19 protein-coding genes are annotated in these 19,152 nt (G+C 59.5%); 14 read left to right on the top strand and 5 right to left on the bottom strand.

What is annotated here, in order from left to right; genetic code table 11:
- Positions 1-14 precede the first annotated feature (14 nt).
- From SPE70_RS15365 to SPE70_RS15355, 3 genes are all read left to right on the top strand, one after another.
- Complete coding sequence (locus tag SPE70_RS15365; RefSeq protein WP_015958592.1) at positions 15-551, top strand: TetR/AcrR family transcriptional regulator; 537 nt, start codon at positions 15-17, stop codon at positions 549-551.
- A 74-nt stretch (positions 552-625) separates the two neighbouring features.
- A complete protein-coding gene (locus tag SPE70_RS15360) occupies positions 626-1,735 on the top strand; it encodes an efflux RND transporter periplasmic adaptor subunit (RefSeq protein WP_012541388.1) in 1,110 nt (369 codons plus the stop codon).
- Positions 1,732-4,833 carry an efflux RND transporter permease subunit gene (locus SPE70_RS15355; RefSeq protein WP_324726346.1) on the top strand — a complete coding sequence of 1,034 codons (3,102 nt, stop codon included), beginning with the start codon at positions 1,732-1,734 and terminating at the stop codon, positions 4,831-4,833. Before SPE70_RS15360 ends, SPE70_RS15355 begins: the two co-directional genes overlap by 4 nt.
- Positions 4,834-4,888: 55 nt before the next feature.
- Here SPE70_RS15355 and lldD read toward each other — a convergent pair whose 3' ends face one another.
- Positions 4,889-6,073 (bottom strand): FMN-dependent L-lactate dehydrogenase LldD, encoded by a 1,185-nt coding sequence (lldD, locus tag SPE70_RS15350; RefSeq protein WP_008804462.1) that lies wholly within the window; start codon positions 6,071-6,073, stop codon positions 4,889-4,891.
- Between the two features lie 379 nt (positions 6,074-6,452).
- On the opposite strand from lldD, the gene SPE70_RS15340 reads away from it, so the two are divergent.
- The 8 genes from SPE70_RS15340 (at position 6,453) to ldtE (ending at position 13,736) form a co-directional block, all read left to right on the top strand.
- The gene (locus SPE70_RS15340) at positions 6,453-6,650 is read left to right on the top strand and encodes a hypothetical protein (RefSeq protein WP_004203090.1); all 198 of its coding nucleotides are present in this window, start codon (positions 6,453-6,455) and stop codon (positions 6,648-6,650) included.
- A 474-nt stretch (positions 6,651-7,124) separates the two neighbouring features.
- Entirely contained in the window at positions 7,125-7,502 is a 378-nt protein-coding gene (gene sufA, locus SPE70_RS15335) for a Fe-S cluster assembly scaffold SufA (protein ID WP_008804464.1), read from the top strand.
- Between the two features lie 2 nt (positions 7,503-7,504).
- Positions 7,505-8,992, top strand: coding sequence for a Fe-S cluster assembly protein SufB (sufB, locus tag SPE70_RS15330; protein WP_008804465.1), 1,488 nt, complete (start codon positions 7,505-7,507; stop codon positions 8,990-8,992).
- Positions 8,993-9,008: 16 nt separating this feature from the next.
- Positions 9,009-9,755 carry a Fe-S cluster assembly ATPase SufC gene (gene sufC / locus SPE70_RS15325; protein ID WP_064170339.1) on the top strand — a complete coding sequence of 249 codons (747 nt, stop codon included), beginning with the start codon at positions 9,009-9,011 and terminating at the stop codon, positions 9,753-9,755.
- Positions 9,730-11,004: a Fe-S cluster assembly protein SufD gene (gene sufD / locus SPE70_RS15320; protein ID WP_012541393.1), complete on the top strand. Its 1,275-nt coding sequence runs from the start codon at positions 9,730-9,732 to the stop codon at positions 11,002-11,004. The genes sufC and sufD overlap by 26 nt, the downstream gene beginning before the upstream one ends.
- Positions 11,001-12,221 (top strand): cysteine desulfurase SufS, encoded by a 1,221-nt coding sequence (sufS, locus tag SPE70_RS15315; RefSeq protein WP_008804467.1) that lies wholly within the window; start codon positions 11,001-11,003, stop codon positions 12,219-12,221. The genes sufD and sufS overlap by 4 nt, the downstream gene beginning before the upstream one ends.
- An 11-nt stretch (positions 12,222-12,232) precedes the next feature.
- Positions 12,233-12,649: a cysteine desulfuration protein SufE gene (sufE, locus tag SPE70_RS15310; RefSeq protein WP_008804468.1), complete on the top strand. Its 417-nt coding sequence runs from the start codon at positions 12,233-12,235 to the stop codon at positions 12,647-12,649.
- A 100-nt stretch (positions 12,650-12,749) separates the two neighbouring features.
- Positions 12,750-13,736 carry a L,D-transpeptidase LdtE gene (gene ldtE, locus SPE70_RS15305; RefSeq protein ID WP_008804469.1) on the top strand — a complete coding sequence of 329 codons (987 nt, stop codon included), beginning with the start codon at positions 12,750-12,752 and terminating at the stop codon, positions 13,734-13,736.
- 61 nt (positions 13,737-13,797) lie between these two features.
- On the opposite strand, the gene SPE70_RS15300 is transcribed toward ldtE, so the two are convergent.
- From SPE70_RS15300 to SPE70_RS26440, 3 genes are all read right to left on the bottom strand, one after another.
- Positions 13,798-14,034, bottom strand: coding sequence for a major outer membrane lipoprotein (locus SPE70_RS15300; RefSeq protein ID WP_007374746.1), 237 nt, complete (start codon positions 14,032-14,034; stop codon positions 13,798-13,800).
- Between the two features lie 312 nt (positions 14,035-14,346).
- The gene (gene pykF, locus SPE70_RS15295; protein ID WP_012541397.1) at positions 14,347-15,759 is read right to left on the bottom strand and encodes a pyruvate kinase PykF; all 1,413 of its coding nucleotides are present in this window, start codon (positions 15,757-15,759) and stop codon (positions 14,347-14,349) included.
- A gap of 7 nt (positions 15,760-15,766) precedes the next feature.
- Complete coding sequence (locus tag SPE70_RS26440; RefSeq protein ID WP_418268519.1) at positions 15,767-15,952, bottom strand: protein YnhH; 186 nt, start codon at positions 15,950-15,952, stop codon at positions 15,767-15,769.
- Here SPE70_RS26440 and SPE70_RS15290 point away from each other — a divergent pair.
- On the top strand, positions 15,897-16,028 hold the full coding sequence (locus SPE70_RS15290; RefSeq protein WP_004217210.1) for a hypothetical protein: 132 nt from the start codon (positions 15,897-15,899) through the stop codon (positions 16,026-16,028). The two genes, SPE70_RS26440 and SPE70_RS15290, sit on opposite strands and share 56 nt — an antisense overlap.
- A gap of 236 nt (positions 16,029-16,264) precedes the next feature.
- Positions 16,265-16,477 (top strand): fumarate hydratase FumD, encoded by a 213-nt coding sequence (gene fumD, locus SPE70_RS15285; RefSeq protein ID WP_012541399.1) that lies wholly within the window; start codon positions 16,265-16,267, stop codon positions 16,475-16,477.
- A gap of 17 nt (positions 16,478-16,494) precedes the next feature.
- Here fumD and SPE70_RS15280 read toward each other — a convergent pair whose 3' ends face one another.
- Entirely contained in the window at positions 16,495-17,133 is a 639-nt protein-coding gene (locus SPE70_RS15280) for a TetR/AcrR family transcriptional regulator (RefSeq protein WP_008804472.1), read from the bottom strand.
- A gap of 126 nt (positions 17,134-17,259) precedes the next feature.
- Between SPE70_RS15280 and SPE70_RS15275 the strand changes: the two genes are divergently transcribed.
- Positions 17,260-19,113 (top strand): bifunctional sugar phosphate isomerase/epimerase/4-hydroxyphenylpyruvate dioxygenase family protein, encoded by a 1,854-nt coding sequence (locus tag SPE70_RS15275; protein ID WP_012967932.1) that lies wholly within the window; start codon positions 17,260-17,262, stop codon positions 19,111-19,113.
- The last annotated feature ends 39 nt before the right edge of the window (positions 19,114-19,152 follow it).

Raw genomic sequence — 19,152 nt, 5'->3', positions numbered from 1 at the left:
TTCTTGACGCGGCCATGGCGCACTTTAGTCGCTATGGCTATGAGAAAACGACGGTCACCGATCTCGCCAAAGCGATAGGCTTTTCCAAAGCCTATATCTATAAATTCTTTGACTCCAAGCAGGCGATTGGCGAGGCGATTTGCGCCAGCCGGCTGGAGAAGATCATGGTGGCCGTCAGCGCGGCTATCGCCGATGCGCCGTCCGCCAGCGAGAAACTGCGCCGCCTGTTCCGGGCACTGACCGAGGCCGGCAGTGAACTGTTTTTTGAGGATCGCAAACTGTACGACATCGCCGCCGTCGCAGCGCGCGATAAATGGCCTTCAACGGAACAGTATGCCGGTCATCTGCAGCAGCTGATTGGTCAAATCCTTGTCGAAGGCCGCCAGGCGGGTGAGTTCGAGCGCAAAACCCCGCTGGATGAGGCAACCCTGGCGGTCTATATGGTGATGTGTCCTTTCATCAACCCGGTGCAGTTGCAATACAATCTCGACACCGCGCCCACCGCGGCGGTGCTGCTTGCCTCCCTGATCCTGAGAAGTCTCTCCCCCTGATTAGTGACTATTGACTTTATTGGTCACTAGTCTGAGAATGCGGTCACTGTCCGGTCTTTTCATTAAGGTGACCCATGCTCAGGCTCAATGCCGTCCATCTTGCCGTCTGCCTCCTGCCGCTGGCCCTCGCGGGCTGCGGCGAACCTGCCGATCATGACGATCCCCGCACCCGGCCGCCGCTGGTCCGGGTGGCGACCGTCGAGCGCGCGGAGGCCAGCTCGCGGGCCTTTACCGGCGTGGTGGTCGCTCGTACCCAAAGCGATCTCGGCTTCCGGGTATCGGGAAAAATCCTTGCCCGGCTGGTGGAGACCGGGCAGAGCGTCAAGCGCGGTCAACTGCTGCTGCGTCTGGATCCGGCTGATTTAACCTTGCAGGCGCAGTCTCAACAGCGGGCCGTGGATGCCGCACGGGCGCGAGCCAAAAAGGCGACCAACGATCTGGCCCGCTATCGCGGCCTGGTGGCGAGTGGCGCCGTCTCGGCCGCGGAATTCGACCAGGTTAACGCAGCGGCAGAGGCGGCGAGAGCCGACCTCAGCGCGGCCCAGGCGCAGGCCAATGTGGCGCAAAACGCCACCGGCTATGCCGGACTGCTGGCGGACGCTGACGGCGTGGTGGTGGAAACGCTTGCCGAACCGGGGCAGGTGGTCAGCGCCGGACAGGTGGTGATCCGCCTGGCGCGGGCGGGGCAGCGCGAAGCGCGGGTGCAGCTTCCGGAGACGCTGCGCCCGGCGGTCGGCAGCGAGGCGCTGGCGACACGCTATGGCAGCGAATCTCAGCCGGTCACGGCGACCCTGCGACTGCTTTCGGACGCGGCTGACGCCACCACCCGCACCTTTGAAGCGCGCTATGTGCTGAACGGCGCGCTGGCAAACGCCCCGCTGGGGTCTACCGTGACCCTGCGTATCGGCAGCGACCAGGCGCCAGGCCAGGTGCTGGAGGTACCCCTGGCGTCGGTCTACGATCCGGGCAACGGCCCTGGCGTCTGGCGCATTGCCTCGCGTCCGGCCACCGTCTCCTGGCAACCGGTGACCGTGCTCGGCCTGAATGATGAAACGGCGCGGGTGACCGGCCCGCTGAAGCCCGGCGAGCCCATCGTCGCCCTGGGCGCCCATCTTCTGCACCAGGGCGAGGCGGTGCGTCTGGCGGAACGACGCGAGCATAATGCCGCCGGGAGCCAGCCATGAGCGCCGGGCGTTTTAATCTCTCCGCGCTGGCCGTCCGCGAGCGGTCGGTGACCCTGTTTTTGATTATCCTCATCTCCGTCGCCGGGCTGGTGGCGTTCTTCGGACTCGGGCGGGCGGAAGATCCGCCCTTCACGGTCAAGCAAATGACGGTCATTACCGTCTGGCCCGGCGCCACCGCGCAGGAGATGCAGGATCAGGTCGCCGAGCCGCTGGAAAAACGGCTCCAGGAGCTGAAGTGGTACGATCGCACTGAGACCTATACCCGCCCTGGTATGGCGTTGATCACCTTGTCGCTGCAGGATCAGACTCCGCCGTCCGAGGTGCCGGAGCAGTTTTATCAGGCGCGCAAAAAGCTCGGGGATGAGGCGAAAAACCTGCCTGCCGGCGTCTCCGGCCCGATGATGAATGACGAATTCGCCGATGTCACCTTTGCCCTCTTTGCTCTGAAAGCGCGGGGAGAGCCGCCGCGGCAGCTGGTGCGTGACGCTGAAGCCCTGCGCCAGCAGCTGCTGCATGTACCCGGGGTGAAAAAAGTGAATATCCTCGGCGAACAGGCGGAGCGCATTTATCTCTCCTTTTCTCATGATCGTCTCGCCACCCTGGGCCTTTCGCCAGAGGCGATTTTTGCCGCGCTGAACAGCCAGAATGTGCTGACCGCCGCCGGGGCCATTGAGACCCGGGGCGGGCAGATCTTTATCCGCCTCGACGGGGCGTTCGACCGCCTGCAGCAGATCCGCGACACGCCGATTATTGCCGGGGGCAGAACGCTGAAACTGGCCGATGTCGCCACGGTTGAGCGAGGGTATGAAGATCCCGCGACCTTCCTGATCCGCAATCAGGGCGAACCGGCGCTGCTGCTGGGGGTGGTGATGCGCGAGGGCTGGAATGGTCTGGCGCTGGGGAAAGCGCTGGACGCCGAAACGGCCAGCATCAATCAGAGCCTGCCGCTCGGCATGTCGTTGACCAAAGTGACCGATCAGTCGGTGAATATCAGCGCCGCAGTCGATGAGTTCATGATCAAATTCTTTGTCGCCCTGCTGGTGGTGATGGCGGTGTGCTTTGTCAGCATGGGGTGGCGCGTGGGGGTGGTGGTCGCGGCGGCGGTGCCTTTAACCCTGGCCGCGGTGTTTGTGGTAATGGAGGCGACCGGCAAAAACTTCGACCGCATCACTCTCGGCTCGCTGATCCTCGCCCTGGGCCTGCTGGTGGATGATGCCATCATTGCCATCGAAATGATGGTGGTCAAAATGGAGGAGGGGTACGACCGCCTCAAAGCCTCCGCCTATGCCTGGAGCCATACCGCGGCGCCCATGCTGGCCGGTACCCTGGTGACGGCCGTGGGCTTTATGCCCAATGGATTTGCGCAGTCCACCGCCGGGGAGTACGCCAGCAACGTGTTCTGGATCGTCGGTATCGCGCTGATTGCCTCCTGGATCGTGGCGGTGATTTTTACCCCCTGGCTGGGGGTGCACCTGTTGCCGGACAGAAAGCCCGCGGCGGCAGGCCACGCCGCGCTGTATGACACCCCACGCTATCAGCGTTTCCGTCGGCTGCTGACCCGGGTTATCGCCCGCAAATGGCGCGTGGCCGCCAGCGTGGTGGTGCTGTTTATGGTGGCGATACTGGGAATGAGCGCGGTGAAAAAGCAGTTTTTCCCCACCTCCGATCGTCCGGAAGTACTGGTTGAAGTACAGATGCCTTACGGGTCGTCGATTATCCAGACCAGCGCCGCGACGGCGAAAATTGAGCACTGGCTGCAGCAGCAGCCGGAGGCGAAGATTGTCACCAGCTATATCGGCCAGGGCGCGCCGCGCTTTTACCTGGCGATGGCCCCGGAGTTGCCCGATCCCTCCTTTGCCAAACTGGTGGTGTTGACCGACGGTCAGGACGCCCGCGAGGCGCTCAAGCGGCGGCTGCGGGAGGCGGTGGCCAATGGCCTGGCGCCGGAAGCGCGGGTGCGCGTCACTCAGCTGGTCTTTGGCCCTTATTCGCCCTATCCGGTTGCCTGGCGGGTGATGGGGCCCGATCCGCACACCTTGCTCGACATCGCCGAACGGGTTAAATCGGTACTGCAGGCCAGTCCGCTGATGCGCACCGTCAATAGCGACTGGGGTTCGCGGGTGCCGGTGATGCATTTCAGCCTCAATCAGGACCGGCTGCAGGCGAGCGGACTCAGCTCCCAGTCCGTCGCCCAGCAGCTGCAGTTCCTGCTGTCAGGGATCCCCATCACCACTGTTCGGGAAGATATTCGCGCCGTGCAGGTCATCGGCCGCGCGGCGGGCGATATCCGTCTGGATCCGGCGAAAATCGCCGACTTCACTCTGGTGGGCAGCGGCGGGCAGCGGGTTCCCTTGTCACAGATTGGCGACGTGTCGATCAGAATGGAGGACCCGCTGCTTCGCCGTCGCGATCGCACGCCGACCATCACCGTCCGCGGAGATGTCGCGGATACCCTGCAGCCGCCGGATGTCTCCACCGCGCTGATGAAATCGCTGCAGCCCATTATCGACTCGCTGCCGCCGGGGTATCGCATCGAGACGGCGGGGTCGATCGAGGAGTCAGGCAAAGCCACGCGGGCGATGGTGCCGTTATTTCCCATCATGATCGCCCTCACGCTGCTGATCATTATCCTGCAGGTGCGTTCGCTGTCGGCGATGGTCATGGTTTTCCTGACCGCGCCGCTGGGGCTGATTGGCGTGGTGCCGACACTGCTGCTGTTCAATCAGCCGTTTGGCATCAATGCTCTTGTGGGCCTGATCGCCCTGTCGGGGATCCTGATGCGCAATACGCTGATCCTGATTGGCCAAATCCACCACAACGAACAGGCAGGGCTCGATCCGTTCCACGCGGTGGTGGAGGCGACGGTGCAGCGCGCCCGCCCGGTTCTGCTGACCGCGCTGGCGGCGATCCTGGCGTTCATTCCGCTCACCCATTCGGTCTTCTGGGGAACGCTCGCCTATACGCTGATTGGCGGGACGCTGGGGGGAACCATCATGACCCTTATTTTCCTGCCGGCCATGTACGCGATCTGGTTCCGCATCCGACCTCAGCCCCCGGCTGACGCAGTGCAACACCCGGCGCTGCACCCGCAGGGGTAATTCCCTCTTGCCGGACCTGGCCGATAAACGCGGTCAGGCCCGGCCCTGGGCAGCGTCAGGCGGGTAAGGATACCGGCACCGCATGAGTGCGATGTTGATCCTGTTCGAGACGGTCAAGGCAATCGAGGCTGATGGCCGATGGCGAGGTCGCGCCGGTGAGGGTCATGGTGACCTTCATATCCTCGGCAAATAAGCGCAGCAGATGCGCCACGCCCGCTTCGCCCGCCGCGGCCAGGGCATAAATATAGGCCCGCCCGAGCAGCACACCCTTCGCGCCGAGGGCCAGCAGGCGAATGACGTCCACGCCGGAGCGCACCCCGGAATCAGCAAGCACCGTCAGATCGTCGCCGACCGCATCTACCACCCTTGGTAGCGCCCGGGCAGTGGGGATGGCGCCATCGAGCTGTCTGCCGCCATGATTCGACACCACAATGCCATCGGCACCGAGGCGCACGGCATTGCGCGCATCGTCGGCATCGAGGATCCCTTTGATGATTAATTTCCCTTGCCAGCTGTCGCGGATCCACTCCAGATCGTGCCAGGCGATGGACGGGTCGAAGTTGTTGCTGATGAACCCCATGTAGTCGTCCATGGTCATTTTGTGGCCGGTGTAGGCTTCGATATTACCGAACGACAGGGGCCTGCCCGCCAGCCCGACGTTCATTGCCCAGCGTGGATGAGTACAGGCCTGGAGATACTGTCGCAGGGTGGCGTGCGGCCCGGACATGCCTGAGCGATTATCCCGATACCGCGAGCCGGGGATCGGCATATCGACGGTGAATACCAGGGTTTTCATGCCGGCGGCCCACGCGCGCTCCAGCGCATTACGCATGTAGCCGCGATCTTTCAGCACGTACAGCTGGGACCAGAGCGCGCCGCTGGCCTGGCTCGCCACCTCTTCAATCGAGCAGACCGACACCGTGGACAGGGTGTACGGGATCCCGGCGCGGGAGGCGGCGCGGGCCGCCTGAACTTCGCCGCGGCGGGCGTACATCCCGGTGGCGCCGACGGGCCCCAGCGCCACGGGCATCGCCCATGAAGCATCAAGGATCGTGGTGGCCAGCGTCGGTTCGCCCGCCCCGCACAGCACGCGCTGGCGAAGGGCTACCGAGGCAAGCTCGGTGGCGTTGGCGTTCATGGTATTTTCCGCCACCGCGCCACCGTCAATATAATCAAAAAGGAAGCGGGGCAGACGGCGACGAGCGGCTTCGCGATAATCGCTGGGGGCTGAAACAATCATTATTATGTCCTTATGTCTTTTAACCTAAGTGGATGTTCTGCAGGCAAAAAAACTATAGGCTTCTAAAAACCGGTGGGGAAATGAAATATTAGCATCCCAGCTATTCCCTGCTGGAATAATCTGGTTTTATCGCTGAGGCTGTTATTTCCTTTTTTTACTCTTCGGCGCGCGCGTTATTTTTATTTATTTCCGCGCAACGTGAAGCTGGCAAAATAAAGACCCGGTATGAGGCGACAGCGCTTTGCGCCATCGCCACCAGGGGGAAGGAGAGGTCTGCGCGGCGTCTGCGTTTTCCGGGAGGTGTAAAGAAGATGAATTTGAAATTGAGCTGGTGGTATCTTTTGCTAGCCTTTCTCTGGAGGACAGACGGAGCGACACCATGAAAGATAAAGATGAACAAACGGCATTGATTGGCATGGCCATCGGCGCGGCGGTCATTAGCTTAGTGGCTACACAGAAGCAGATTAATCAGGGGAGTATCGTGGATGAACTGGTGAGACTGGGCAGACAGAAGGGGGACGGGGTGGAAGATGAGGTTTTTGTTCAGGCCGCCCGCCTGGTCAGAAAAGGCACCTAGCCAACCGCTACCCTGCCTGGCAATCCATTTACCCGTTTCATCACAGTTTTCATTCCCTGGATCGCGGCTTGGCGAGCGGCGATTGTTGCTTTCTGAAAGCGTCACGGACTGGCGCTTTCTTATCCTGAACCGCAGGCCCTGCGCCTTCTCGGCCTTGTTGGCCTTTAGGTGACGCTGTCACTTTTCCTTCTCCAGGCTGTGCGATAAACAGGAACCGGGTCATCTGCTATTGCATAAATCGGTATTTTCGATACATCTTTACCATTGCGTGCGAATATAGAACAATTTCAGAATAACATATTATAAATCAAAAGATTAAGTTCACCCTGCACACCCTGATAATCCCCGGGCGAGGGTCTATGCTTATAAAAAGCGCTAAAAGGGGCAATACCCCTGCTGCAGATGGGTTGAAGTGATAATCATTATCACTAACATGGCGGTATGCCTTGATGGCGCCAACCTGGAGGTCTATCGATGGAAGTACAAGCAGGAACCTTTAATCCCGCCGATTTTAGCTGGCAGGGACTGACCATGACGCCGGCCGCTGCCGCGCATATTCGCGATCTGATGCGCAAGCAACCGGACAAAAAAGGGCTGCGGCTGGGGATAAAAACCAGCGGCTGCGCCGGTTTTGGCTATGTGCTCGAAATGATTGCCGAGCCGGCAGCCGACGATCTGCTCTTTGAACATGACGGGGCGAAACTGTGGGCGCCGCTGCAGGCGATGCCGTTCATTGACGGTACGGAGCTCGATTACGTCCGGGAAGGTTTAAATGAAATCTTTAAATTTCATAACCCGAAAGCGCAGCACGAGTGCGGTTGTGGCGAAAGTTTTGGGGTGCAGGCGGAGTAACTATGTCGCGTAATACTGAAGCAACTGACGATGTCAAAACCTGGACCGGCGGCCCGCTCAATTATAAAGAGGGCTTTTTCACCCGGCTGCAGACCGATGAGCTGGCCAAAGGGATTAATGAAGAGGTGGTCCGGGCCATTTCCGCCCGTCGCAATGAGCCGCAGTGGATGCTGGAGTTTAGGCTCAATGCTTTCCGGGCATGGCTGGAGATGGAGGAGCCGCACTGGCTGAAGGCGCATTACGATAAGCTGAATTATCAGGACTACAGCTACTATTCCGCCCCCTCCTGCGGCAACTGCGATGAGACCTGCGCTTCAGAGCCGGGCGCGGTGCAGCAGACCGGGGCCAACACCTTCCTGACCAGCGAGGTGGAAGAAGCCTTTAACCAGCTGGGCGTGCCGGTACGAGAAGGGCGCGAGGTGGCGGTGGACGCCATATTCGACTCCGTGTCGGTGGCGACCACCTACCGCGAAAAGCTGGCGGAGCAGGGGATCATCTTCTGTTCTTTCGGCGAGGCGATCCACGACCATCCGGAACTGGTGAAAAAGTATCTGGGCACCGTGGTGCCAGGCAATGACAACTTCTTTGCCGCGCTGAACGCCGCGGTGGCCTCGGATGGCACCTTTATTTATGTGCCGAAGGGCGTCCGCTGCCCGATGGAGCTGTCGACCTATTTCCGCATCAACGCCGAAAAGACCGGGCAGTTTGAACGTACCATTCTGGTGGCCGATGAAGGCAGCTACGTCAGCTATATTGAGGGCTGCTCGGCGCCGGTGCGCGACAGCTATCAGCTGCATGCGGCGGTCGTTGAAGTCATCATTCATAAAGATGCGGAAGTGAAATACTCCACGGTGCAGAACTGGTTCCCCGGCGACAACAACACCGGCGGCATTCTCAACTTCGTCACCAAGCGTGCGCTGTGCGAAGGGGAGAACAGCAAGATGTCATGGACCCAGTCGGAAACCGGCTCGGCCATCACCTGGAAATACCCTAGCTGCATTCTGCGCGGCGATAACTCGATCGGCGAATTCTTCTCGGTAGCGCTGACCAGTGGTCACCAGCAGGCGGACACCGGCACCAAAATGATCCATATCGGCAAGAACACCCGCTCGACCATCATCTCGAAAGGGATCTCCGCCGGACACAGCCAGAACAGCTATCGCGGGCTGGTCAAAATCATGCCGACCGCGACTAACGCCCGCAACTTCACCCAGTGCGATTCGATGCTGATCGGCCCGGACTGCGGGGCGCATACCTTCCCGTATGTGGAATGCCGCAACAACAGCGCCCAGCTGGAACATGAAGCGACCACTTCGCGGATTGGCGAAGATCAGCTGTTCTACTGTTTGCAGCGTGGGATCAGCGAAGACGATGCCATCTCGATGATCGTCAACGGTTTCTGTAAAGACGTCTTCTCCGAACTGCCGCTGGAGTTCGCCGTCGAAGCGCAAAAATTGCTGGCCATTAGCCTTGAACATAGCGTCGGCTGATAATTAAGGAAAAAAGATGTTAAGTATTCAAGATTTACACGTCGCCGTCGAAGATAAAGCGATCCTGCGCGGGCTGAACCTTGAGGTGCGCCCGGGGGAGGTCCACGCCATTATGGGGCCAAACGGCTCGGGGAAAAGTACGCTTTCGGCCACCCTGGCCGGGCGTGAGGATTACGAGGTGACCGGCGGCCGCGTCGAATTTAAGGGTAAAGAGCTGCTGGAACTTGCCCCGGAAGATCGCGCCGGAGAAGGTATCTTTATGGCCTTCCAGTATCCGGTGGAAATTCCCGGCGTCAGCAACCAGTTCTTCCTGCAGACCGCGCTGAATGCCGTGCGCAACTATCGCGGCCAGGAGCCGCTGGATCGCTTCGACTTCCAGGATCTGATGGAAGAGAAAATCAGGCTGCTGCAGATGCCGGCAGATCTGCTGACCCGCTCGGTGAACGTTGGCTTCTCCGGCGGTGAGAAAAAGCGTAACGATATTCTGCAAATGGCGGTGCTGGAGCCGGAGCTGTGCATTCTTGATGAGTCAGATTCCGGGCTAGATATTGATGCACTGAAGATTGTCTCGGAAGGTGTCAACTCGCTACGCGACGGCAAACGCGCCTTCATCATTGTCACCCACTATCAGCGCATTCTTGACTATATCAAGCCGGACTACGTCCATGTTCTGTATCAGGGGCGGATTGTGAAGTCGGGGGATTTCACCCTCGTCAAACAGCTGGAGGAGCAGGGCTATGGCTGGCTTACCGAACAGCAGTAACGCGCTGCAGCAGTGGCACCACCTGTTTGAAGCGCAGGGCGGCCAGCGTACGGCGGAGGCCACCCAGCATCTGCAGCAGCTGCTGCGCCTGGGGCTGCCGACACGCAAGCACGAGGACTGGAAATACACCCCGCTGGACGCGCTACTCAACGGTCACTTTGTCGCCGACGAGGGGGCATCGCTCAGCGCTGAACAGCGAGATGCGCTGGCGCTGCCGCTGGACGCCTGGCGGCTGGTGTTTATCGATGGCCGCTATCATCCTGAGCTGAGCGACGATCTCGCCGCCAGCGGCGTGGAGGTCAGCGTCGATAACCAACGCCAGCATCTGCCGGATGCTTTGCATCCGGAGGTGTTTCTCCATCTGACCGAAAGCCTGGCGCAGACGGTGACCCGCCTTCGCGTACCGCGCAACCGCCGCCTGGATAAGCCGCTGCTGCTGATGCATATCACCCGCGGTCTGGCCGGCGATGCGCTGAATACCGCCCATTATCGCCATCACCTGGCGCTGGAAAGCGGGGCGGAGGCGACTGTGGTCGAACATTACCTGAGCCTCAATGAGCAGCCGCACTTCACCGGCGGGCGACTGACCATGACGGTGGCCGATAACGCGCACCTCCAGCATATCAAGCTGGCGTTTGAGAACGCGCTCAGCTACCACTTCGCCCATAACGACCTGCTGCTGGGCCGCGACGCCTCGGCCTTCAGCAGCAGTTTCCTGCTCGGCGGCCAGGTGCTGCGTCATCACACCAGCACCCGCCTGGGCGGTGAAAACAGCAACCTGCGCCTCAATTCGCTGGCGATGCCGGTGAAAAATGAGGTCTGCGACAGCCGCACCTGGCTCGACCATCAGGTTGGCTACTGCAACAGCCGCCAGCTGCACAAAACCATCGTCAGCGATAAGGGCCGGGCGGTGTTTAACGGGCTGATCAACGTCGCGCCGCACGCGCTGAAAACCGACGGCCAGATGACCAATAACAATCTGCTGCTTGGGCGGCTGGCGGAGGTCGACACCAAACCGCAGCTGGAGATTTACGCCGATGACGTGAAATGCAGCCACGGGGCGACCGTCGGGCGCATTGATGAAGAACAGCTGTTCTATCTGCGCTCGCGCGGTATCGAACAGCAGGCGGCGCAGCAGATGATCCTCTACGCCTTCGCCGCCGAGCTCACCGAGGCTATCCGCAGCGATGCGCTCAGAGAGCAGGTGCTGGCGCGGATTGGACAGCGTTTGCCGGGAGGCACAGTATGACATTTTCAGTAGAACGGGTTCGCGCCGATTTTCCGGTACTGAACCGGGAGGTCAACGGTCAGCCACTGGCCTATCTCGACAGCGCCGCCAGTGCCCAGAAGCCGGAGGCGGTGATCGGCGCCGAAGCGGAATTCTATCGCCACGGCTACGCGGCGGTGCACCGCGGCATCCATACCCTCAGCGCGGAAGCCACCGCGCGGATGGAAGCCGTGCGTCAGCAGGCGGCCACCTTCCTTAACGCCGGGTCGGCGGAGGAAGTGGTGTTCGTCCGCGGCACCACCGAGGGTATCAACCTGGTGGCCAACAGCTGGGGAAACGCCAACGTCGGCGCCGGGGATAACATCATCATCAGCGAAATGGAGCACCACGCCAACATTGTGCCGTGGCAGATGCTGTGCGCCCGCGTCGGGGCTGAGCTGCGGGTGATCCCCCTGAACCCGGACGGCACCCTGCAACTGGATGTTGTCCCGGGACTGTTTGACCCGCGCACCCGCCTGCTGGCGATAACCGAGGTCTCCAACGTGCTGGGGACGGAAAACCCGCTGGCGGCGCTGATTGCCCTTGCGCATCAGCATGGCGCGAAAGTGCTGGTGGATGGCGCTCAGGCGGTGATGCACCACCCGGTAGATGTGCAGGCGCTGGGGTGCGATTTCTACGTTTTCTCCGGACACAAGCTGTATGGCCCGACCGGGATCGGCGTGCTCTATGGCCGTTCCGAGCTACTGCAGGCGATGGCGCCATGGGAAGGCGGCGGGTCGATGATCGCCACCGTCAGCCTGACGGAAGGCACCACCTGGAACCGGGCGCCGTGGCGCTTTGAGGCCGGTACGCCGAATACCGGGGGGATCATTGGCCTCGGCGCGGCGCTGACCTACGTCAGCCAACTGGGGCTGACGCAGATCGCGGAGTACGAGCAGACCCTGATGCGCTATGCGCTGGAGGCTCTGCGCGCCGTGCCGGATCTGATCCTCTACGGGCCGGCGCAGCGCAAAGGGGTGATCGCTTTTAACCTCGGCCAGCATCACGCCTATGACGTCGGCAGCTTCCTCGACAACTACGGTATCGCGGTGCGAACCGGGCACCACTGCGCCATGCCGCTGATGGCCCGGTATCAGGTACCGGCTATGTGTCGGGCCTCGCTGGCGATGTACAATACCACGGAAGAGGTGGACCGCCTGGTGGCCGGCCTGCAGCGGATCCACAAATTATTAGGGTAAAGGACGTGACGATGGCGGCACTACCAGACAAAGACAAACTGTTGCGCAATTTTAGCCGTTGCGCCAACTGGGAAGAGAAGTATCTCTATATCATTGAGCTGGGCCAGCGGCTGGCGCCGCTAAGCCCGGAAGAACATAGCGTGCAGAACATTATTCAGGGCTGCCAAAGCCAGGTGTGGATTGTGATGGCGCAGGACCCCTCCGGCGTTATCACCCTGCGCGGTGACAGCGATGCGGCGATCGTCAAAGGGCTGATTGCGGTGGTGTTTATCCTTTATGATCGGATGACCGCCCAGGATATCATCGAGTTCGATGTGCGCCCGTGGTTTGAAAAAATGGCGCTCACCCAACACCTGACGCCTTCCCGCTCGCAAGGGCTTGAAGCCATGATCCGTGCGATCCGCGCGAAAGCCGCAAATATTAGCTAGAATAAACAGGTAGATTTCATTCTGTTACGTCCGGTAGGGGTTCTGCTCCTGCCGCCGTTCAGTCTCCTGGCGTTTTATCAGCGAAAGAAGGAATCTCAGTATGAAACGCAAAACGATGATCACCTTAGCCCTTCTCAGCGCGCTTGGCGTCTCCTCGGCCGCCTGGGCCGTCGACTACCCGCTTCCTCCCGCCAACAGCCGGCTGATTGGCCAGAACCAGTACTGGACCGTACAGGAGGGAGACCGCAACCTGCAGGCGATCGCCCGCCATTTCGATACCGCGGCGATGCTGATCCTCGAAGCCAACGATACCATCGCGCCGGTGCAGCCGAAGCCTGGTACTCAGGTCCTGATCCCCTCCCAGATGCTGCTCCCCGACGTACCGCGAGAGGGGATTGTCGTCAACCTTGCGGAACTGCGGCTGTATTACTTCCCGCCGGGAGAGAATCAGGTGCAGGTCTATCCGCTGGGTATCGGCCAGTTAGGGCTGGAAACGCCTGAGATGACCACCCGCATCGGGCAGAAGATCCCCAACCCGACCTGGACGCCCACCGCGGGCATTCGGGCGCGTTCGCTGGAGAAAGGGGTGACGTTACCAGCGGTGGTCCCGGCCGGGCCGTACAATCCGCTGGGGCGCTACGCGCTGCGTCTGGCCTATGGCAACGGCGAATATCTGATTCATGGCACCAACGCGCCGGACAGCGTCGGTTTACGCGTCAGCTCAGGCTGTATGCGAATGAACGCCGATGACATCAAAGCGCTGTTCAACCAGGTGAAAACCGGGACGCCGGTACGGATTATCAATCAGCCGGTGAAGTTTGCCGTCGAACCGGATGGTAAACGCTATGTCGAGGTCCACAGGCCGCTTTCGCAGACGGAAGGGGAAAACACCCGGACCATCGCCTACACGCTGCCTGCGGCGTTTCACGCCTTCGCAGAGGATAAAGCGGTCGATGATGCACAGCTGAAAAAAGCGATGTCGAGAAGGGCGGGATATCCGGTGGTGGTGTCCACGGGGACGGGGAGTGCGCCAGCTACGCTGTCGGCGCAGAACACGCCGTCAGACAACAGCCTGCTTACCCAGTAGCCCTCATGCTGAGGGCAAAAAAAATGGCGCACAGAGTGCGCCATTTTTATTACCAGAACTCTTACTTACGGTAAGAGTGAGCCTGGTTGTCCAGACGCTGGTTAGCGCGAGCTGCGTCGTCTTTAGCAGCCTGAACGTCGGAACGGATTGCGTTCACGTCGTTGCTCAGCTGGTCAACTTTAGCGTTCAGAGTCTGAACGTCAGAAGACAGCTGATCGATTTTAGCATTGCTGGAGCAACCAGCCAGCAGAGTAGAACCCAGGATTACCGCGCCCAGTACCAGTTTAGTACGATTCATTATTAATACCCTCTAGATTGAGTTAATCTCCATGTAGCGTTACAAGTATTACACAAAGTTTTTTGGGATGAGAATATTTTTTTTACCTGAACGCACTTATTTTTGATCGTTCGCTCAAAGAAGCATCGAATTGGACAAAATCGCTGAAAAAGGCGAGTGAAAACAGCGCGCTTCCATCGGATTCATCTTAGATAATCTCTTATTAAATAGTAAATTCCGATTTGCATTTTTAATAGGAAGAGCTAATCAATGAATAAAAAAAAGCGCCCCGAGAGGCGCTTTATTAAAAAAAACCAATTAACCTGTAAATTATTACAGCACGTGTACGGAAGCCGTATTAGTGGTACCGCTCGGCACTAATGCGCCGGAAACCATCACCACCACGTCGCCTTTACGCGCGAGCCCGCTTTTTAGCGCCAGATCTTTGCCCAGATGATAGAAGTCATCGGTAGAGGCGATCTCTTCCACCAGCTGCGGCACAACGCCTTTGCTCAGCACCAGCTGGCGAGCGGTGGTTTCGTTGGTGGTCAGGGCCAGGATGGTGGCGTCCGGGAAGTATTTACGCACAGCGCGTGCGGATTTACCGCCCTGGGTGGCGACAACGATCAGCGGCGCTTCCAGTTTCTCAGCGGTTTCTACCGCGCCGCGGCACACCGCTTCGGTGATGCGCAGTTTACGATTGTCGTTATTGAAGTCCAGACGGCTGGTCATCACGCGGTCAGTACGTTCGCAGATGGTGGCCATGATGGTGACGGCTTCCAGCGGGTATTTACCTTTCGCGGATTCGCCGGACAGCATCACTGCATCGGTACCGTCGAGGATGGCGTTGGCCACGTCGCCGGCTTCAGCGCGGGTCGGACGCGGGTTCTTGATCATGGAGTCCAGCATCTGAGTCGCGGTGATAACCACTTTGCGCGCGCGGATACATTTTTCGATGATCATTTTCTGGGCGAAGATAACTTCTTCAACCGGGATCTCAACGCCCATGTCGCCACGAGCAACCATGATGCCGTCAGAAGCTTCGAGGATTTCGTCGAAGTTGTTCAGGCCTTCCTGGTTTTCGATTTTGGAGATGATCTGGATGTTTTCGCCGCCGTGGGCTTTCAGGTGCTCACGGATCTCGACGACGTCGGAACGTTTACGGATGAAGGAGGCCGCGACAAAGTCCACGCCCTGCTCGCAACCGAAGATCAGATCCTGTTTGTCTTTCTCAGCCAGCGCCGGCAGGGCGATGGAGACGCCCGGCAGGTTTACGCCTTTGTTCTCGCCAAGGTCGCCGTTGTTCAGCACTTTACAGATAACTTTGTTACCTTCGATAGCCGTCACTTCCATGCCGATCAGGCCATCGTCCACCAGAACGGTGTTGCCGACGGTGAGGTCAGACGTGAAGCCTTCGTAGGTCACTGCAACGATTTCGTTGTTGCCGACGACGGATTTATCGGTGGTGAAGGTGAAGGTCTGGCCTGCTTTCAATGAGACGTCGTTGCCGCCTTCCAGCTTGATGGTACGAATTTCCGGGCCTTTGGTGTCCAGCAGAATAGCGGCTTTCTTACCGGTTTTGCTCATCACATTGCGCAGGTTCTGGATGCGCTGACCGTGTTCCGCATAGTCACCGTGGGAGAAGTTCAGACGCATCACGTTCATGCCGGCTTCCAGCATTTTGGTCAGCATCTCTTCAGATTCGGTTTTCGGACCGATGGTGCAAACAATTTTGGTCTTTTTCATGACAGTTTTAGTCTTTAAGTTGTGAAGGATATGGAATTCTCGCTCCGCGGGCGCACTGCCGGGGAGCCAAACCTGTATTACGAAAGTTGCTAAGCCACGCCCTAAGGATAGGTGACAACCCCGGAGCGTGCAGAAGAATGTGTGCTGGCGGTTCAGCCCATGAAATGTGGCAAGGTGTTATGCGTTTTATCATGCAGTCCAATGCGCTGAAACCATTCAAGAAAGAATCGAAGCGCATTATACGCTGCCGAAATCAAAAAGGAAAATAAAAACCTCGTTTCAAATTATGGACAAAACGCGTAACAAAACCGGCACGTTATGCATAAAAGTACGCAACACATTTTTTCATCACCGGGCAGGCAAAGGGGCAGCGGAAGGCGCTTTTTCTCGCGTGATGAACCAGTAAAACGCGCCATTGGCCTATTCCGCCGGGGATAATTTGCGTTGCGGAAAAAATCTATCAATAATGAATTGATTGATAATAATAAAGTGCGAGCAAAACCAGATGGGAAATAAAGCCAAAGACGACGAGCTGTACCAGGAAATGTGCCGCGTGGTGGGTAAAGTGGTGCTGGAAATGCGAGACCTGGGCCAGGAGCCGAAACACATTGTCATTGCCGGCGTACTGCGCACCTCGCTGGCGAACGCCAAAATTCAGCGTTCGGCGCTCACCGTGGAGGCCATGGAGAAAGTCATTCACGCCCTTTCCGGGCATTAACGTCTTTCGCCGGCGGGTCAGGAAATCACGAAGCGGATCACCGCCCGGACGGCAATGTCACAGTGGTGGGCCACCATCGCTTCGTCGTCGATGGCGGGCAACGGATCGTCAAGGTACAGGCTGCTGAAGGTGTAGAAGTTCGACACCTGATAAAAGCTGAAGCTGCTGATTAACCGGTGCACATCGCGTGCTTCGAGCCCCGCCTGAAAGACACCTTGCTGCTGGCCGCGCTGTAAAATGTCTTCCAGAATCGACAGGGCGGTACGATTCAGCGGTTTCAGTTCACCCGAGGTTTGTAACCACTTGCCGCGCTGCATATTCTCCATGCAAATCACCCGCATATAGTCCGCGTGGGTGGCGTGATAACGCACGCTCCAGCGCACCAGCCGCACCAGCGCCTCCACCGGTGGCACATTCTCCAGCCCCAGCTGCTGCTCGGTTTCGCGGATCCGCGCATACACATACTGCAGCACCTCCTGATAGAGCTGCTCTTTGCTTTTGAAGTAGTAAACCACCATGCGCTTGGTGGTCTGCGCCTCGGTGGCGATCTGCTCCATGCGGGCGCCTGACAGCCCGTGTTCAGCAAAAACAGCGATAGCGGCGCTGAAAATCCGCGCCTTCAGGGATTGTGCTTCATCATGAGCAACGACGGTCATGGCAACTCCTTTTTCTTGGGTGACAAAAAATACACATAATGATCACAATTTAGCAACCTAGTATGGCGCAAATGAACCAAATGATACATATTCAAGGCTCACGTCAGTTGTTGACCCGAGGACCTTATGCTGCGCTCTATCGCCACCGTTTCGATTTCCGGCACCCTGCCTGAGAAGCTGCACGCTATTGCGGCGGCGGGCTATCAGGGTGTGGAAATTTTCGAGAACGATCTGCTCTATTATACGGGGACGCCGGCGGAAATCCGCCAGCTTGCCGCCGATTTAGGGTTAAAAATCACGCTTTTTCAACCCTTTCGCGATTTTGAAGGCGCCAGCCGGGCGCAGTTTGCGGCGAATATAGCCCGCGCTCGGCGCAAGTTTGCCCTGATGCACGAGCTGGGCTGCGACACGCTGCTGCTGTGCAGCAATGTGCAGCCGGACTGCTCGGCGGATAGCGAATTGCAGGTCGCGGATCTGCGGGCGCTGGCCACGCTGGCGGAAGAAGAGGGGATCACCATCGGCTATGAGGCGCTGGCCTGGGGAACCCATGTGAACCGCTGGCAGCAGGCCTGGGAGCGGGTACGGCGGGTGGACAGCCCGGCGCTGGGCCTGGTGCTCGACAGCTTCCATATTCTGGCTCGCGGCGACACGCTGGACGCGCTACCGTCGGTGCCGGTGGAGAAAATCACCTTTGTTCAGCTCGCCGATGCGCCGTACATGAAAATGGATCTCCTGGAATGGAGTCGCCATTTCCGCTGCTTCCCCGGGCAGGGCGAGCTGCCGCTGGAGCCGTTTGCCGAGCAGGTCACCCGCTGCGGCTATCGCGGCCCCTGGTCGCTGGAGATCTTTAATGACGGTTTTCGCGCCTCGCCGAACGGCGCGACGGCCAAAGATGGTTATCGTTCGCTGCTGTGGCTGGAGGAGCAAACCCGCCGTCGGCTCCCGACGTGCGATGCCGATCTGTTTTCACCGCCGCCGCTGCCGGTCTATCACGGGCTGGAGTTTATCGAGTTTGCCGCCAGCGCCGCCGAGGCGCAGCGCCTGGGGCAGCATCTGCAGGCGCTGGGTTTTCAGCACGAGGGAAGCCACCGCTCCAAACAGGTGACGCTGTGGCGCAACGGCGGGGCGCGGATCGTCATCAACCATCAGCCCCACAGCTGGGCCGATCATTTCTATCAACGCCACGGCGTATCGCTGTGCGCCATGGCGCTGCGGGTCGATCGCAGTGCGCCGATTGTGGCCCGCGCCCGGGCGCTGGGGTATGCCACCTGGCAGGGCGATGCCGGGCCGAACGAAACGCCGATCCCGGCGATCTGCGCCCCGGACGGTAGCCTTATCTATCTCATCGAGGCCGGGGAAGGGATCTATGAGCGCGATTTTCATCTGCGCGACGGACTGACGGTGCGCGAGGATTATCTCGGTATCGACCATCTGGCGCTGGGGATGGAGGCCGACAGCCGCGACAACTGGGTGATGTTCTTCCGCACGGTGTTTGGTTTTACCCTTGAGCATGAGCAGACGCTGCCGGACCCGTATGGACTGGTGCGCAGTCTGGCGGTGCGCAGCCCGCAGGGCGATATCCGTCTGGCGCTGAATATTTCGCAGAGCCGGGCGACGCAGATTGCCCGCTCGGTCGCCTGCTACCAGGGGGCAGGGCTGCAGCATGCGGCCTTTGCCTGCCGCGATCTGCCGGCCACCTGCGACCAGCTTGCCGACGTTGCCCGCCATGCGCTGCCGATCCCGGCCAATTATTATGACGATCTGCTGGCGCGCTTCGGCGGCGAGCTGGACGTTGGGCAACTGCAGCGGCGGCAGCTCCTCTACGACCGCGATCCGCAGGGCGGGGCCTTCCTGCATCTTTATACCCGCCCCTTTACCGCCGGGCGCTTTTTCTTTGAGTTAACCGAACGACGGGCCGGTTACGCGCTCTATGGCGCGGCGAATGCCGCCGTCCGTCTGGCGGCGATGCAGTATTGTTAGCCCGAATCAAATGGTTCATTATGCTTTAAACACAATAAC

The sequence above is a fragment of the Klebsiella sp. ZJOU C1 genome, assembly GCF_035620215.1.
In the GTDB taxonomy this organism is placed as follows: Bacteria; Pseudomonadota; Gammaproteobacteria; order Enterobacterales; family Enterobacteriaceae; genus Klebsiella; species Klebsiella variicola.
This window is presented reverse-complemented; position numbering and strand designations above follow the sequence as displayed.